Below are 16,045 nucleotides of genomic sequence, written 5' to 3'. Positions count from 1 at the left end.
AAAGATAATTATAACTTTTTTATTTTGTGTTATCTGAAATAGGAACGGATCATCCATGCCATTTCTTCATGGGTTTCCATCAGGCCTGTAATAAAATCGCTGGTACCGTAATCTTTATAGGTTTCTGCAAATGGAGTGATATTTCCGCGAAGAAATTCGATGATGCTTTCATGATCGCTTAACAGATCTTTCATGTATCCGAGACCGTCATTTGTTCTTTCGCTGTATTCCGTTAAATGGGTCAGTTCCAGATAGATTTTCATAGTCGCCGGTGCATAATGCCCGATTTTACGCATCCGTTCTGCAACGCTGTCCATCAGTTCATCCAGCTGTTTGTACTGTTCTTCAAAGAAAATGTGGTTGGCATGGAAGTTATCTCCGGTTACATTCCAGTGGGCATTTCTTGTTTTGATGTAAAGAATCGTTTCGTCTGCCAGTAATTTTGCTAATTGCTCTGCAACGGCTTCAGTGTTTTTTTCTGTAATTCCGATTTTTGTTTTCATAATAATAAGATTTTAGTTGAACATTATTGCCTTTTTCTGATGTAAAGGTCAGTCATAATCCTATAAAATGATCTGTATTTTCGGCGAACGGGCAGAATCAATCGGTGAAAAGCGGACAATTTCCGCTTTCCATAAGTTTCAGAATAATATAACAGATAATTTTATCAGCTAAGATGCTTCTTTAAAAAAGCAAGGCTTCCTTCTGCCAGTGTTTGAGCATCATAAGGTGATTGCTGCCATAAAGAAACCTTTTCCTGCATTCCCGGAATTGAGGAACTGAAATTTTCAAGAACCAGGTTCCCTTCAAAATTGATTTTTTTCAATGCCGAGAAGAATTCTTCCCAATTGATAGTGCCTTCTCCCGGCATCCCCCGGTGAGACTCTGTAATATGGATGTGCTTCAGCATTTTTCCGGAATTGATGATCGGGTCATAGAAATTCTTTTCCTCGATATTCATATGGAAGGTATCAAGGTGAAGGAAGAGATTATTTCTGCCCGTTTTCTTAATAAGTTCCAGGACATTTTCTGCTGTATTGCAGACATAGGATTCATAACGGTTAATAGGCTCTATGGCAATATCTATATTTTTTGTTTGGGCATAATCTGCCACATCGTACCATACTTCAGCAATGATTTCTTTTTCGTTTTCTGTGAGTGGTTTTCCTGTAAAAACACCGATTCCGCTATGCAGGACACCAGCCAGCAGATGGGTTTCCAGTTCATCAACTTTATCAATTGCTTTTTTGATAAGTTTTTCCGCAGCTTCAGGATAGAACGCAATATGAGCATCTTTGGGAAGATTCAGTGAACAGACGGCTTCCAGATGGTTGTCTTTTAGCTGTCTTTTTACGGTGGCCGCATCAAAATCCATTGATCCGGGCAGCAGTATTTCGATCAGATCAAACCCGGCCTGTGCCGTTTTTTCTATCGCATATTTTCCTGATGCTGCATTCCATAACGGAGTCATCCAGGAGAGCAGAGAAGCTCCTAATTTTATATTCATTATTTTATTTATTTTAATTTAAAAAATCCACCATTCTGTGCGTATTCCGAAATAAGTCCCGAATCTTTTGGCCCCTGACTGCTGTAAAAACGGTGAGTAAAGACTGTTCATAGCCTGATCATTATACCTTGATACTTCTGCAATAAAACGGATGTGAGGTCTTGCCCAGACACTTCTTTCCGCCGTAGGAACAATGGTGGGAGCCAGAACAAATTTCATCATCGATGCTGCATCCTGCGTTCCGTTTTTACGGGTTGCATAGTGAAACTCGGAGAGAATATGGAACCAGTTGTTATAATAATAAGTGGCCCTGATTCCTGTATTAAATTCTGTTTTCCTGTTGAAAATTTCACGGCTATAATAATCCGGAGCTTTATCAGTACTGCCTGATCCTCCTTTACTTTTGGTAAAAACAGCATAGGGATTAAGCGACCAGCGATTAGAGATGTTCCAGAGGAAATGTTCAACAACCGTAAAAGAGTAAGCTCCTTTGTACGTTTTTGTCACCTCATCAGGAGCTCCGTAGGTGCGCCAGGTCTGTGTATTTCCATTATCGCCTCCATTGGCGATTCCGGTCCCGTATCTTACAGAAAGCTGATTGAATGAATCCGGAATTTTTGTTGCAATGTCTGAATTTAATTTAGCTCCAAAAACCCAACCCTGATCCGAAGGGTATTGCTCCACGGAATTTTCCCCTGATTTTTCTACATGATGAAATTCCGCCAGTAATTTGAGCTTGTGCCTTGTATTTTTAAATGGCAGCGTCTGTTCCAGGACAAAAACTTCCCTTTGCCTGTAGATCAGGTTTTTTGACCCGCTGATCACATTGGTGTAGGAATAGGGAGTGGAGTTGCTGGCCGCAGTGTCAATAGCTGCCGGAAAGAACATGGAAAACCTGGTGTTTTTATGCCGCAGCCCCCAACCCGTTGCCGAATGGTCATCAAAATAAAAGTAATCTGCAATGTGAATGTCATCATATCTCAGCCATCTTGATCCGGCCCAGATATCCCAGTCACTTCCCATAATGTTTCTAGCTTCTACAAAGGCTTCAGGTAAGGCCACAATCATCCCCTGATTGGATTTTGAATCTACATTTCCCAGAAAAGTTCCCCCTGAATAAAAACTCAGCCTCGCCTGCATATCGATCTTTGTACTTTTTGTACTGTCACCGTTTACCACCGGACTAAAATGGAAAGCAGGTAAAAAATCTACATAATCTCCCTGATCCATTCTGCCTCCTAAAGATCCCTGGTTGTTCAGATTCAGTTGTCTTCCTGTCTTTCCATCGGCATTTGGAGAATAACCTGCTCCGATTCTCCCGGTTGTACCAAAGGAAAATTTCTTATTGGTTATTGTGATCTGGGCATTAATTCCCCTGCCGGCGCATACAAGTAAAATGCACCAGACTAATAAAAGCTTTATTTTCATAGGGATTATTTAAGTGTTTTGGGCTTGTAGAATTTTAATGCAAATAATAAAATAACAACATAGCAGAGAATAGGAAGGAGGTAGGCATGTGCAATATCTTTTTCTGCAATTCTACCCATTATCGGAGGAAAAACAGCACCTCCAAACATCGCCATAACCAGGAATGATGAAGCCTGCTGAACTTTTGAACCTAATCTTTTAAGCCCAAGACTGAAAATAGTAGGATACATTACACTCAGGAACAGGTTGAGCAAAATAAGGCTGATAAATGATACCCATCCGAAACTCTGTGAAATAATAACGCACAGAACGATATTACAGGCTGTAAAGATAGCCAGCAGTTTGTTGGGTGCAATGAATCTCATCAGAAAGGTTCCGATAAATCTTCCGATCATCATCATCGCCATACTTAAAGAAAAATAATAAGAAGCCTGTATTTCCGGAAGGTGCATTTTTTCGACACCGTAATTGATAAAATAAGCCCATGTTCCACCCTGTGCGGCAATATTGAAAAACTGGGCAATGACTGCAAATATAAAATGCCTCTGCTTATAAAGCGGTGCATGAGGATCTGATACGGAAACATCTTCCCCTTTTTCATTTTCTGAAATGATGATATCTTCCGCATGAGGATCTTTAAGGTCCGGCACTCTGATAAAGCTGAAAATAATGGTAATCGCGAGAATGACAATCCCAATCCATGTATAAAGATTTTTTACTGAATCCAAAGATCCTGATCCGGAATCAGGCGTCCCGAAAATGAAATATCCTCCCAACAAAGGGCCGATAATGGCTCCCAAACCATTAAAAGACTGGGCGAAATTAACTCTCTGATCACTTGTTCTTTCATCCCCCAAAGCGGCTACAAAAGGGTGGGCTACCGTTTCAAGGGTTGCCATTCCCATTGCAAGAACAAAAAGAGCCAATCTGAAAAAGTTAAATGAAGAGGTATCTGCTGCAGGGATAAACAAAAAAGATCCCAAAGCGAACAGTGACAGCCCTAAAATAACTCCCAGCTTATACCCGAACTTTTTCATAAATAATCCTGCCGGAATGCCCATAAGCGCATAAGCCCCAAAAATGGAAAGCTGCACCAGCCCTGATTTGGACTTCGAAATGTGAAGCACATTCTGGAAATGTTTGTTCAGGACATCGCCCATGGTAAGGGCAATGGCCCAGAAAAAGAACAGAGAGGTAACAAAAGAAAGGATGATATAGTATTTCTTATCTGTAAATTTTGGAGTATTCATATCGTATGTTTTTAAGAGGTTTTACAGCTGTTTTTTTCTCTGAATGCCTTGAATTCTTCATAAGTATAATCAGGGCATGCCCCTGGTTTCGAAGTGATAAAAGCACCCAGTGATGTGGCCTGTTTCATGATCTCTTCCGGGGATCTTCCCTGAATTCTTTTAGACAGGAACCCGGCCAGAAAAGAATCTCCGCTGCCCACGGTATCTGCAATTTCAATATGAACTGCCGGAAAATTATAGGTAGTATTCCCCACAAAATATCGGGCGCCTTTACTTCCTTTGGTAAGGACAATTTCATTGAGGGTAAAATAGTCCTGAAGATGTCTGATGCTCGTATCTTCGTCAATATACTCTTCACCCAGGTATTCAAGGATGGTTCTGAGTTCTGCCTTATTCATTTTAACAAGGTCAGCTTTATGCAATAATTTTTTAATGAATTCAAAATCAATAAAAGGAGGGCGGAAATTAACATCAAATACCTTGAATTTTGAGTATTCCAAAAGCTCGAGCAGGGTATTTTGGGAAGCTTCACTTCTAGTGATCAGACTTCCAAAAACAAAAGCTTCTGAGTTCTGTATCAGTTCCTTATGTTCCGGCAAAGGCTGGATATAGTCCCAGGCAACATCCTGCACAATATCATATGCTGCCTCTCCATGCTCATCAAAATCGGCAATGACAGTTCCTGTGGCTTTTTCCTGGTCTACCTGTATGAAATCTGTTGTTATTCCCCAATCCTGAATCTGATGAAGAAGGCGGTGCCCTAATTCATCATTTCCTATACGGCTTAGCATTTTGGTATCAATTCCCATTTTGAAAAGATTATAAGCAACGTTAAATGGTGCTCCGCCAGCTCTGGATCCGGTAGGGAAGATGTCCCACAAAACCTCTCCAAAGCAAACTACATGGTTGAATTTATTTGTTATCATATTAGGTTAAACGTTTAAGTTGTTATTTAAAAAAAAGTTTTTATATCAGATTAATTATTTTAAAGATGCTTTAGCCACCAGTTTTGCGGATAATGTTACTCTTTTTCCGGTTGCCGTATAATCCGTGATTTGCCCGTCCAGAAGCTTAATAGCCTCTTCTGCCATTTCTTCAATTGGCTGCTGGATGTAGGTAATCTCCGTAGGAAAAAGGTCATAGGCATCCGTTTCATCAAATGCGATTACAGATACCTGCTCAGGAACTTTTATATTGTTTTTCACGAGGTAGGAAAGCCCCGCTACCGCAAGTTTATTACTGGAAAAATAGAGTGCTGTATTTTCAGGTTTTTTTCCCAGGCTTTTTTCAAGCTGCACATGTACCTCCTGGGCAATATTTTCCAGTCCTACCAGGAGATATTGTATTTCAGCTGATTTTTTGGAAGAGCTTACCGCTTTTTCAAAACCATGCCGGCGGTCAAGCAGATGCGGGAGTTCAGTTTCATAGCCCACGTAGATCATTTTGTCAAAATCCTTATTAAGGAGCAGGCTGGCTGTATGCTCTGCGATCTCCTGATTATCAATGGTAATTCCGGGAACAGAAATACCTTTAAGGTACCTGTCAATCGTTACAACAGGGTATTTAAGCTGAATAAGGTTTTCAAGTGTTTTTTCTGATCCTGCTACAGGCGCAACGATCATTCCATCCACCTGCTGCTGTGAAAAGAGCCCAGTAAGCTTTTCAAATTTTTCTGCATTTTCATCAGAACTGCCGATGATGAGGGTATAGCCCAGCTTTAACGCTTTATCTTCAAGATTCCTTGCCATATGCGAGTAGAAATCGTTGGAGATATCTGCAACGATGAGCCCCAGCAGCTTTGTCTTATTGGTTTTAAGGCTTTTTGCGATCTTATTGGGAGTATAGTTAATCGTTTCAGCAATTTCAAAAATTTTTTTCCGGGTCTCCTCGCTGATGCGCTGTCCTTCCTTTCGGTTGAGAACATAAGATACTGTGGCTACGGAAACTCCTGCCAGCTTAGCTATATCTTTTATGGAAGACCTTTTCATTTTAATTTTTAATGCACAAAAATATTTCAGAAAATAGTAAAAAAACAATAGCTGTGTTTTTTTGGTGGTTTCAGAAAAAAGTGTAATTTAGCGCAATTTTTTTAAATGATTTAATTATTTGTATGTCAGATAGTTAGGTGTTTTAGGTTGTTTTTAATGTGAACAAATTGTTAACTGATTCATTCAGGCTGGTTAAATTTGGTTAAACGTTTATCCTTAAAATTTTTAAATTAAAATTATAAGCTGCTAAAGATGTAAAATTTTCAACCGGATTTCGCCACAGTTTGATTATAGGTCAGTATATCTTTGAGACTGTCTTCTGAAACTGAAACTGCAGAAACAGGAAAACAGCCTCCTGTAAATTAATCTTAAAGATCAATTTATTTCTTTGCTTTTAAAGTCAGATTATCCATATAAACGGCCTGATGTACTCCATTCAGTAAAACTTTCAACCCCAGATGGGAATCTTTTTTTAATGAAATGGTATATGTTTTTTTCTCTCCGGTTATTTTTGAAGGTTTGGTGATTGAAGCATATGACTTGGCATCTGAAGGACTGCCTACTGAAAAAAGTTCCAATGTTGTGTCCCCTCCATTATCTGAAAGGTCAAGAGAGAGGGTATAGGTACCTGCTTTAATTTCCGGGGTTACCAGGTACATATTTTCTCCGGGATTGTTCATGGAATAAAATATAATCCTTTTATCACTTGCGTACAGCATAGCTTTCCCGGATTGTACAGTCCAGCATTTATTGATATCTTTCCAGGTATCAAAGTTTTCTGTAAGATCAGATACCGGTTTACACTGTGCGTTTGCCGTCAGAAATCCTCCGGCAACAGCTATTCCCATCAGTACGATTTTTTTCATGTATTATTTTTATTTATAATGAGTAAAAATAAAGAAAAAAGGGATACGGAATGGTGATATTTTTATGATTTAAATTAGCTGCTGAAGATGATTAATCAATAAAGCTTAACTGATTTTGGTTAAGAAAAAAGTTGTTTAAACTTTACAAAACCATACAAGTCACAAAAGGTTTCATTGTAAAACACTTGAGTTCACTAAAGTAAGTTTAAAATGATACCGCAGAAAAGTTCACACAAGATGAAATCAAAGATTTTCACAAAACTGAAGTGCACTCATTATGTATAAAGCTTGGCTCTAAAAACTTAAGTGTTTAAACTTAAGTGTTTAAAAATAATGAATATAAAAACTTTAAACGGTTCCAAACATAAAATAAGCTTCCTGTTAAAGAAAGCTTATCTGATTTCAAGTAAGATGTAATTATAAACAAAACTCAAAAATAAGATTAATAGGATCAGATCATTATGAGTGTGATCATATTCACTAATGATCGTTGAAATTATGGTAATATTATTTTCATTGTCCTTACTGATTTATTAATGTCATTGAGAAAAATCAGAATAAGAATCTTAACTTAGATTTAATCTTAAATAAAACATGAAAAACATGAAAAAAATACTATTTTTTATCATCACAATAACAAGCATAACCTTTACAAAAGGACAAACTATTGAATCAGGCAGCCGAAGTACCATCGGATACATTAAAAGTGACGGCACAATCGAAAATAGCAGTCATGCGGCCACAGGTTATATCAGAAACGACGGAACGATTGAAAACAGCAGCCATTCAACGATTGGATATATCAGAAATGATGGGACCATTGAAAACAGCAGCCGTTCTACAGTAGGTTATGTGAGGGAAGACGGAACCGTAGAAAACAGCAGTCGTGCTACTTTGGGATATATTAAAGATGATGGAACAGTTGAAAATGCAAGCCGAAGTACGATAGGATATGCCCGCGGGATAAAAAAAGAATGGGTGGCTGTAGTCTATTTCTTTTTTAAGCTCTAGAAGAAAATTTTATTGCCGGACAGCTTTATTGTTTCTGATATTTTTTGCTTTTTATATGCTTAAAGCCTTTTGTTGGCTTGCAAATTGATACTACAAACTGAATTGAATTTTTGATGACTAATGGCTAGAACGACTGTAACTCTGATTTTCCTTTTAAGTGGTTTTTTCTTTTTAAATGCACAGGAGAAGAAAGACTCGCTTTATTATAAAATAGAAAAATTTTCGGACAAAAGAAAGGTTACCAAATTCATTCACCGGTTTATATTTCGTAGAGAACCGGATTCTACTTCTGTAAAGTCCAACACTGAAAAGCTTTCGCAGAAGACTTATGACAAAAAAGTCATCAGAAATATCAGGATAGAAACCATTGACCCTTTCGGTTACAATTCCAAAGACAGTAAAGAAGTAGGCAGATGGTATGACTGGATAAAAGATCATCTTCATTCCAGTACCAGAAGATCAACGGTCAATAATTTTTTGCTTTTTGAAGAAGGAGAAGAGTATAATGCCCAAAAGCTCTATGAATCTGAACGTTTGCTGAGAGCAATGCCTTTTATAAACAGGGTTAATATCAGTGTTTCCGACAGTACTTCGAGTAAAGATTCTATAGATGTTGTGGTAAAGGTACTTGATTCCTGGAGTCTGAAGCCGAGAATCAGCTATTCCGGAAGCAAGATTGGTCTCGGGGTTACGGAAGAGAATGTCCTGGGTCTGGGTCACACGCTGGACTTCCTTTACAGAAACGATTCCAAAGAAAAGCAGGACTATTTTTTAGGCAGCTATACCACCCATAATCTTTTTGGGACCTATATCAATGCCCAGATTCTTGGAGAACGGGACTTTTCAAAAAATGAAAGAATTAATTTCAGCCTCACAAGAGACTTTTTCTCCCCTTTAACGAAGTGGGCAGGAGGTTTTACATTTGAATATTTTATGCGGAAGGTTTTACTTCCGACAGAAACGGATACTGCTTTTCCTGAAGTTCAGATTAAAGTGTACAGTCAGGATTTATGGGGAGGGTACCAGATTCCGGTTTCGGCTGAACCCCGGGAAAAAGTTTCCAGTAACATTGCTATAATAGGAAGATTTCAGAATTATCAATATAAAGACAGCCCGGGAATAGACCGGTACAAATATTTCAGTTCTTACAACAGTTTTCTGATGTCCGTTGGGTTTATTCAGAGAAACTTCTCGGTCCAGAAAAATATTTTCCAGTATGATTTGCCGGAGGATATTGCTTATGGTAATTCTGTGAACATTATTGCCGGTGGCTTATCCAGAAATAAAGAAGTGAATCCGTATGTGGGAGTTTCTGCCTCTTACGGCCGTTTTACGAAGTTGGGATATTTCACAGTGAAAGCACAGTTTGGAAGATTCTTTAATGAAGACAGCCAAAACAGGGAGTCTTTCCGCTTTGACGGAACGTATTTTACTAATCTTATGGACTGGAAATTTGCCAAAGCAAGACATTTCTTTTCCCCGACTTTAGCACTGGGAAATCCGCAGCATAATTACTCTTATAAGGATAGAATAAATCTTTCATCCCCGGACGAATTTCCGGTTTACAATTCAGATTACATCGGAACAAAAAAACTGGTTTTAAGATATCAGCTCCAATTGTTTATAAATAAAACCTGGAAGAATTTCCATTTCAGTCCTTATTTAACCACGGCGGTGGGGTGGCTGGGAATGCCTGATGATAAGCTGTTTAAAACAAAAGCCAATGCAAAAATCGGAATCGGTGTTTTAATTAATAATCCGTATCTGGTGTTCAACAGGATTCAGATTTCTTTCATGTATTATCCACGGGTTCCATTTGATAATAACTCTGTTTTTGATTTTAACAGTAACAGAAATAACCTGTTACCAATGAACAGCTTTGCCACGGAGGTTCCTCATTTTGTCAATTTTGGAAATTAATAACAGATAATCTATCCGGCACATACCCCCGAAAACAATCGCTTTTAAGGGGTATATTTTGACCGGGCCTGACATAATAGTACCCTAATGGGTAATTGACAGGTTATGGTATAATTACAAAATTTGTGATAAACATAACCCAAAGCTAATACTATGAAACCATTGAATTTTTTTCTATTATTGACGGCACTTTTTACATCTGTGGGTTTTTATGCACAGCAAACTGGTACAACACAGCCTGTACCAAAGCTAATTCCGATAACAGATGCTGAAAAGTGGATTGCATTTTCTCCCATTTTGCTCTTTCTTTTAATTACATGTATTGTATTTTTTAAACTGAAAAAAGACAAGGTATCTTTAAAAGACCTTCTTTTGGATAAGGATGCGAATGTTCAGCTGGAAGAAGAAAAAACAAAACAAACGGTAGCTTTTTTAGCCGCTTCTTCTGAAAGCCGGCAGGCAATGAAGGAAGCTGCAGCAACAGTTGATAACACAGCAGATTCCAATTCCGAAAAACCTAACACCAGTGTTAGCCGTTTTCTTGCGTTTATAAGCGGGCTTGTTTCTGTAGGTCTGGCTTGTGTCCTTACCACTTTTGCCATCTGGAACTATTTTGATGTCAATAATTTTCCGGATCTGAATAACCTTGTCGGTGTTTTACTTACACTGGGAATTGGAGTAGTGCCTTATGCATTTAATAAAATCACTACGGCAGCCAAATAGACAGGCTTTTTATATCCGGATTATCTTTTTCAGACAGATTTCAGCAAATAGAAACCTTCCTGCCAAAAGCCAGGAAGGTTTTATTCAAAATGAGATAAACATTCTGAAAACTACACAACTACATCGATCTTTACATTAATATTTCCGCGGGTTGCTTTTGAATAAGGACATGTTGCATGGGCTGTTTCCACCACTTTTCTGGCTTCATTTACCAGCAGACCCGGTAAAACGACCTGTAAATGGGCCTGCAGAAAAAATCCGTCATCATTGGTTGCCAGATCAATTGAGGTGTTGACAGACAAATCCTGAGGAAGATTAACCCCAATTTTAACAGCCCCCAAATGCATAGCTCCGATAAAGCAGGCTGACCAACCAGCTGCCAATAGCTGTTCCGGATTGGTTCCGTTTCCTTTTGAACCTGGAGGCGTCAGTTCAATATCTAACTTTCCATCGCTGCTTTTTGCTTGTCCGTTACGGCCTCCGGTTACGATAACATTACCGGAATACAACACTTTACTGATATTGATTACTGTTGTATTTTCTACTTCCTGAATGGTATTTAATTCCATATTTTTATTATTTAGAGTAAACGATATTGTTGATTGATATTTTTAAAGTTTTTTTCTTAAATCTTTGAAAGCGGCTCTAAGTTCTTCCGTAAAGATCTGTGGCTGCTCCCACGCGGCAAAATGTCCTCCTTTCGGTGCTTTATGGTAATAATATAAAGTAGGGTAGGCACTTTTTGACCAGCTTTCCGGTGCCTGATAGATCTCGTGAGGAAATACCGAAATGGCCACAGGAATCTTAATGTCTTTTGTTTTCTGTGCTTCAGCACTGAAATTATTCTTGTTATTTTCCCAATAAAAACGGGAAGAAGATGCTCCTGTATTGGTAAGCCAGTAAAGGGTAATATCATCCAGGATCGCATCGCGGCCTATTACATTTTCAGGATGAAGATCGCTTTCGCTCCATTCAGCAATCTTTTCATAAAGGAATGCTGCTAAAGCAACCGGGGAATCAGAAAGTAAATACCCTGTTGTTTGCGGACGTGTTACCATCATTCCTCCATAGGCTGCATTTCTTCCAAAAAAAGTACTCATTGCATTATAGGCTTTTGCTTCTGAAGCAGAAAGTCCTGATGGAACAGGATCCCCTGCATTGATAGGTTTTACAAGCTCAGAAGGAATGGTAGCCGGCATTGTCAGGTGAATTCCCAAAAGACCTGAAGGAGCCTGTTTGGCCAATGCATCGGATATTACTGAGCCGTGGTCACCGCCTTCGGAAACATATTTTGTATATCCAAGACGCTTCATCAGCACATCCCAGGCACGGGCAACGCGATCAGGGTTCCAGCCCAGTTCAGAAGGTATTTCTGAAAAACCGTATCCCGGAATAGCCGGAATGATTACATCAAATGCATCACTTGCCTTCCCTCCGTATTTTACTGGATCGGTCAGAGGACCTATCGCATTAATAAACTCCAGCGGAGAACCTGGCCAGCCATGGGTAAGGATTACTGGCATTGCATTAGATTCTTTAGAACGTACATGGATAAACTGGATATCAAGCCCGTCAATTGTGGTTACAAACTGCGGAAGTGCATTCAGTTTATTTTCCACCTTTCTCCAGTCGTATCCGTTACCCCAGTACGTAATCAGTTCTTTTAGCTGTTCAAGCTGAATTCCCTGTGAAGCATCATTCACCGTTTCTTTATCCGGAAAACGGGTTTCAGCGATACGTTTTTTAAGATCGTCCAATTGAGATTGCGGGATACTGATGTGAAAAGGACGGATACTGGTATCAGATTTTGCTGATAGAGTAGAAGTCTGATTAACTTGTGCTTTAGCAACAGTAGGTGTACTTAAGATAAAAGTGGCTGCGAAAAGGATTGTTGAAATTGTTGTTTTCATTGTTTTGCTGTATTAGATTTTAAATCTGTTTTCTTTTTTGATGAGACAAAATTATGCTCCGGTGAGCAGCTGTTAAACGGGTAACTTGTTCAGGTGGCCATATTTGATTGTGAAGCAGACATTAGGAAAGGTGAAGAGGATCGTTAATTATAAATGATGAATGATGAATGATGAATGATGAATGATGAATGATGAATGGTGAGTGGTGAGCGAGTGAAAAAAACTGTGGAAATTAAACTGTTACTTGGCAAAGAACAAAAATTAGCTCCGTTTAATCAAAAACGGAGCTAATTTTTCGGCTGTATTTTTTAATGATTATCCGTGAGCTTCAACAGATACGTCGTTCCATTCTTCCCACACTTTCAATCGCTGTTCATAATTGTGTTTTACAAAGGGCAGCGCCACTTTCCCAAGCAACAGACGCAATGGAGGATTTTCAGTTTCGGCCAGTTTTATAAGTGCCGGAGCTGTAGCTTCTACACTTCCGAAAGATGTTTCTGCTTCTGAAAAGGCTTTTTTGACATCATCATAAACAGGATTACTTTGCGTATTAATTCCTGTATGCCAGATATTGGAAGCATATCCGTTTGGTTCTACCAAAGTGACATTGATGCCGAATCCTTTTACTTCTGTTGCTAAAGTTTCACTCAAGCCTTCCAATGCAAACTTAGAAGCATTATAAAGCCCCATAGTTGGTAAAGTAGCCAGACCTAAAATAGAAGAAACCTGAATGATATGACCGCTTTTCTGATTTCTCATTACAGGAAGCACTGCCTGTGTAAGCCATAAAGTTCCAAAGAAATTTGTTTCAAACTGTGCTCTGGCTTCCTGCTCGCTTGTTTCCTCTATGGCACCTGTTAATGCATACCCCGCATTATTGATCAGGATATCAATGCTGCCAAAGTGCTGTTGTACCTTCTGAACTACCGCTAACGATTCTTCTCTTTTGTCTACATCTAAAGATAGTGGTAATACGGAATCTCCATATTTCTCTTTCAGATCATGAAGTGTTTCCACATTTCTGGCTGTTGCCGCTACTTTGTATCCTTTTGCTAAAAAAGCTTCTGCCCATGCCTTTCCGAAACCTTTTGACGCCCCTGTAATTAAAACTGTTTTTGACATTGTTTTGTTTTTTAAATTGTTATGATTGTATTTTTAAAAAGAATTATTTTAAATGACCGATCGGTCATATTTTGAGTAAAAAAAATTACACTGTATTTTCTTCAATCATTTTTTTAAGACTGTTGACAATAGTTATCATTTTATCATTATTTCCAGCCATTCTTGACATTAAGTGTCCCCCTTCAAGCATTGCAAACACAACTGTGGCAAAGTCCGATGCATTCCAGTCTGCCCTGAATTCTTTGTTGGCAATTCCTTTTTCTATAATACCGGAAAGAAGTTTTTCTCCCTGCTTAATTCCACGGTTTACTTTTTCTTTTACAACAGGATTGGTATCATCAGCTTCTGTTCCAAAGTTTAACAAAGGACATCCTCCAACAACCGGTGGATGATTGGGATCACTGAAAAAATCAATATATGCCAATAATTGTTCCCTGGAAGTTTTGAATCTGCTTAAAGCTTTTTGAAGTTGGTCACTCAGCATTTGCATATTATGCTCAACAGCGGCGCAGGCCAGCACTTCTTTATTTTCAAAATGGACATACATACTGCCCTTGGACAGCTTGGTGGCTTCCATAATGTCACTCATAGAAGTAGCTGCAATTCCTTTTGTGTTAAAAATAGGAGCTGCCTTTTCTATGATGAACTGTCTGGTTGCTTCACCTTTTGCCATGATGATAATAAATAATGATGCAAATATATGACCGATTGGTCATAAAAACAAATTTTATTTGATTCAATTTTGAAAAAAATATAAATATTGTTATAAATTCCAGGTAACAGGGTTTTATTTTCTGTTGTAAGATGTTGTATTGTTAATCAGCTTGATATGTTTTAATTGGAAAAATCTAATAGCTATGAATCTGAAACGACTTATTTCCAATAGAATTTTTTATGAAAAATCAATTCAATTGAATCCTCATAATGATCATACAGTGAAAATTTTGCAGACATTAAAAAAGGAATAATGTACATAGGTTTAATATAAAAAGCAGAAACTACCCGGAGTTTCTGCTTTTTTATTTATTCATTTATTTAAAGATCTTAATGTTTTCCCTACGGTCATTTTCATACAGAATACTGATTATGTACCCCCCTTTGCCATACGTTGATAAATCTAATTTTATATCACGGGAATGCATGTGTTTCCATTCGGAAAGTTTTCTTTGAGCCATGTCATAAACAATAATGTCCTTTATTTTTTCTTTACTCTTAAGATAACAGAAATCCTTAACAGGATTAGGATAAAATGTAAGCTCAGACTGTACTTCAATATCCATAGTTCCAAGAGAACCGACATTAATTATTTTACTGAAGGTTTCTAAACAGGAGTTTTTATTAACAGTAAGATAAACCGTATAGCTTCCGGGAGAGATATATTGATGAATCGGATTCAATGATGAATCAGTGGTACCATCTCCGAAATTCCACAATACTGAATTGTAATTCGCTGATTGATTGGTAAAACTCACAGTCATTCCATTGATTCCCGCTATAAAATCCGAATGAAGGTGAAACACATTACTGTTCCATTGCGCCGGATTATTAAAAAAGACCTGATCAGCAATGTTCTGAAAATTTTCAGCAGTATTTTGAGAAAGTCCGTTATAAAAATTGGATGGAAAGACATGGTCCTGGAAAATAGCGGAATATATAGAAGCTGCTACAAGATAACTTCCTTTGGGCCCCGGATGAATATCATTATAAGAGCCGTGAAGTGCCAGGTCCTGTGAAGAACTGTAGTAATGCCTTGCAGATTCACCGGCAGGTATTATTTCCACCTGCATGAGATTAGACATCTTTGTGATGGAATCCTTTATTTTCTGCTGGAAATTGAAATAAACATTGTATTCATTCGCAGATGGTACTCCGTAAGGAATTTCATACAGAAATATTTTGGAACACGGGCTGTACTTCCGGATAGAATCCCTTATTTTGCGTCCGCGCTCAGCTGTTATAGAAACAGGGTAAGAATGACCGGCAGATTCAGCCGTTCCGGGCTGCATGATAACATATTTATAGTTTTTAGATCTTATTTTCTGATACAGCGACGGATCATCTACGTGATTGACAAAACCGGTTCCCCCCGGCGTATGCGTCGTTATCGAAACATTTTTCCCCTTTGAAGCCGCTATATTTTTGAAAATTTCAGGCATGTCATTAAAATAAGTGACGCTGTTTCCTATAAACAGAACCTCATCAGACTGACAGAATGATAACACTGAAAAACAAGTACATATAAGAAAGAGTAGTTTTTTTATCATATTATAGCTTTTTAAGTTCTTAATTAAAAAAGGTACCTGCAAAAAACCACTTATGA

15 protein-coding genes are annotated in these 16,045 nt (G+C 38.3%); 3 read left to right on the top strand and 12 right to left on the bottom strand.

All coding sequences use genetic code 11. The features are described 5' to 3' along the window. Positions 1-29 precede the first annotated feature (29 nt). From ACR1PO_RS01455 to ACR1PO_RS01425, 7 genes are all read right to left on the bottom strand, one after another. On the bottom strand, positions 30-503 hold the full coding sequence (locus tag ACR1PO_RS01455; protein WP_332386457.1) for a Dps family protein: 474 nt from the start codon (positions 501-503) through the stop codon (positions 30-32). Between the two features lie 164 nt (positions 504-667). Then, entirely contained in the window at positions 668-1,507 is an 840-nt protein-coding gene (locus tag ACR1PO_RS01450) for a sugar phosphate isomerase/epimerase family protein (RefSeq protein ID WP_433985565.1), read from the bottom strand. Between the two features lie 18 nt (positions 1,508-1,525). Beyond that, positions 1,526-2,935 carry a carbohydrate porin gene (locus ACR1PO_RS01445; RefSeq protein ID WP_433985564.1) on the bottom strand — a complete coding sequence of 470 codons (1,410 nt, stop codon included), beginning with the start codon at positions 2,933-2,935 and terminating at the stop codon, positions 1,526-1,528. A 5-nt stretch (positions 2,936-2,940) separates the two neighbouring features. Next, entirely contained in the window at positions 2,941-4,185 is a 1,245-nt protein-coding gene (locus ACR1PO_RS01440) for a sugar MFS transporter (RefSeq protein ID WP_433985563.1), read from the bottom strand. Between the two features lie 11 nt (positions 4,186-4,196). Continuing rightward, entirely contained in the window at positions 4,197-5,111 is a 915-nt protein-coding gene (locus ACR1PO_RS01435; protein ID WP_433985562.1) for a carbohydrate kinase family protein, read from the bottom strand. A 54-nt stretch (positions 5,112-5,165) separates the two neighbouring features. Then, positions 5,166-6,173 (bottom strand): LacI family DNA-binding transcriptional regulator, encoded by a 1,008-nt coding sequence (locus tag ACR1PO_RS01430; protein ID WP_433985561.1) that lies wholly within the window; start codon positions 6,171-6,173, stop codon positions 5,166-5,168. A 380-nt stretch (positions 6,174-6,553) separates the two neighbouring features. Further along, positions 6,554-7,039 carry a hypothetical protein gene (locus tag ACR1PO_RS01425; protein ID WP_433985560.1) on the bottom strand — a complete coding sequence of 162 codons (486 nt, stop codon included), beginning with the start codon at positions 7,037-7,039 and terminating at the stop codon, positions 6,554-6,556. 603 nt (positions 7,040-7,642) lie between these two features. Between ACR1PO_RS01425 and ACR1PO_RS01420 the strand changes: the two genes are divergently transcribed. The 3 genes from ACR1PO_RS01420 (at position 7,643) to ACR1PO_RS01410 (ending at position 10,693) form a co-directional block, all read left to right on the top strand. Beyond that, a complete protein-coding gene (locus tag ACR1PO_RS01420; protein WP_433985559.1) occupies positions 7,643-8,050 on the top strand; it encodes a 5-fold beta-flower protein in 408 nt (135 codons plus the stop codon). A 120-nt stretch (positions 8,051-8,170) separates the two neighbouring features. Further along, positions 8,171-9,970, top strand: a complete 1,800-nt coding sequence (locus ACR1PO_RS01415) for a BamA/TamA family outer membrane protein (RefSeq protein ID WP_433985558.1) — start codon at positions 8,171-8,173, stop codon at positions 9,968-9,970. Between the two features lie 153 nt (positions 9,971-10,123). Continuing rightward, positions 10,124-10,693, top strand: coding sequence for a hypothetical protein (locus ACR1PO_RS01410; protein ID WP_433985557.1), 570 nt, complete (start codon positions 10,124-10,126; stop codon positions 10,691-10,693). Between the two features lie 110 nt (positions 10,694-10,803). Here ACR1PO_RS01410 and ACR1PO_RS01405 read toward each other — a convergent pair whose 3' ends face one another. The 5 genes from ACR1PO_RS01405 to ACR1PO_RS01385 all read right to left on the bottom strand — a co-directional run bounded on the left by ACR1PO_RS01405 (position 10,804) and on the right by ACR1PO_RS01385 (position 15,989). After that, the gene (locus ACR1PO_RS01405; protein WP_332386470.1) at positions 10,804-11,262 is read right to left on the bottom strand and encodes an organic hydroperoxide resistance protein; all 459 of its coding nucleotides are present in this window, start codon (positions 11,260-11,262) and stop codon (positions 10,804-10,806) included. A 42-nt stretch (positions 11,263-11,304) separates the two neighbouring features. Continuing rightward, positions 11,305-12,603, bottom strand: a complete 1,299-nt coding sequence (locus tag ACR1PO_RS01400) for an epoxide hydrolase family protein (protein ID WP_433985556.1) — start codon at positions 12,601-12,603, stop codon at positions 11,305-11,307. Between the two features lie 315 nt (positions 12,604-12,918). Further along, the gene (locus ACR1PO_RS01395; protein ID WP_332386472.1) at positions 12,919-13,725 is read right to left on the bottom strand and encodes an SDR family NAD(P)-dependent oxidoreductase; all 807 of its coding nucleotides are present in this window, start codon (positions 13,723-13,725) and stop codon (positions 12,919-12,921) included. 85 nt (positions 13,726-13,810) lie between these two features. Further along, the gene (locus tag ACR1PO_RS01390; RefSeq protein ID WP_332386473.1) at positions 13,811-14,398 is read right to left on the bottom strand and encodes a TetR/AcrR family transcriptional regulator; all 588 of its coding nucleotides are present in this window, start codon (positions 14,396-14,398) and stop codon (positions 13,811-13,813) included. Between the two features lie 358 nt (positions 14,399-14,756). Beyond that, positions 14,757-15,989 carry a PKD domain-containing protein gene (locus tag ACR1PO_RS01385; protein ID WP_433985555.1) on the bottom strand — a complete coding sequence of 411 codons (1,233 nt, stop codon included), beginning with the start codon at positions 15,987-15,989 and terminating at the stop codon, positions 14,757-14,759. Between the last annotated feature and the right edge of the window lie 56 nt (positions 15,990-16,045).

This window comes from Chryseobacterium amylolyticum (assembly GCF_051011775.1).
GTDB lineage: Bacteria > Bacteroidota > Bacteroidia > Flavobacteriales > Weeksellaceae > Chryseobacterium.
This window is presented reverse-complemented; position numbering and strand designations above follow the sequence as displayed.

What these genes read in the sequence shown, in the direction of transcription:
- ACR1PO_RS01385 (WP_433985555.1), bottom strand. Translation starts at nt 15,989, where the DNA reads ATGATAAAAAAACTACTCTTTCTTATATGTACTTGTTTTTCAGTGTTA.
- ACR1PO_RS01455 (WP_332386457.1), bottom strand. Translation starts at nt 503, where the DNA reads ATGAAAACAAAAATCGGAATTACAGAAAAAAACACTGAAGCCGTTGCA.
- ACR1PO_RS01435 (WP_433985562.1), bottom strand. Translation starts at nt 5,111, where the DNA reads ATGATAACAAATAAATTCAACCATGTAGTTTGCTTTGGAGAGGTTTTG.
- ACR1PO_RS01430 (WP_433985561.1), bottom strand. Translation starts at nt 6,173, where the DNA reads ATGAAAAGGTCTTCCATAAAAGATATAGCTAAGCTGGCAGGAGTTTCC.
- ACR1PO_RS01390 (WP_332386473.1), bottom strand. Translation starts at nt 14,398, where the DNA reads ATGGCAAAAGGTGAAGCAACCAGACAGTTCATCATAGAAAAGGCAGCT.
- ACR1PO_RS01415 (WP_433985558.1), top strand. Translation starts at nt 8,171, where the DNA reads ATGGCTAGAACGACTGTAACTCTGATTTTCCTTTTAAGTGGTTTTTTC.
- ACR1PO_RS01410 (WP_433985557.1), top strand. Translation starts at nt 10,124, where the DNA reads ATGAAACCATTGAATTTTTTTCTATTATTGACGGCACTTTTTACATCT.
- ACR1PO_RS01425 (WP_433985560.1), bottom strand. Translation starts at nt 7,039, where the DNA reads ATGAAAAAAATCGTACTGATGGGAATAGCTGTTGCCGGAGGATTTCTG.
- ACR1PO_RS01420 (WP_433985559.1), top strand. Translation starts at nt 7,643, where the DNA reads ATGAAAAAAATACTATTTTTTATCATCACAATAACAAGCATAACCTTT.
- ACR1PO_RS01400 (WP_433985556.1), bottom strand. Translation starts at nt 12,603, where the DNA reads ATGAAAACAACAATTTCAACAATCCTTTTCGCAGCCACTTTTATCTTA.
- ACR1PO_RS01395 (WP_332386472.1), bottom strand. Translation starts at nt 13,725, where the DNA reads ATGTCAAAAACAGTTTTAATTACAGGGGCGTCAAAAGGTTTCGGAAAG.
- ACR1PO_RS01450 (WP_433985565.1), bottom strand. Translation starts at nt 1,507, where the DNA reads ATGAATATAAAATTAGGAGCTTCTCTGCTCTCCTGGATGACTCCGTTA.
- ACR1PO_RS01440 (WP_433985563.1), bottom strand. Translation starts at nt 4,185, where the DNA reads ATGAATACTCCAAAATTTACAGATAAGAAATACTATATCATCCTTTCT.
- ACR1PO_RS01445 (WP_433985564.1), bottom strand. Translation starts at nt 2,935, where the DNA reads ATGAAAATAAAGCTTTTATTAGTCTGGTGCATTTTACTTGTATGCGCC.
- ACR1PO_RS01405 (WP_332386470.1), bottom strand. Translation starts at nt 11,262, where the DNA reads ATGGAATTAAATACCATTCAGGAAGTAGAAAATACAACAGTAATCAAT.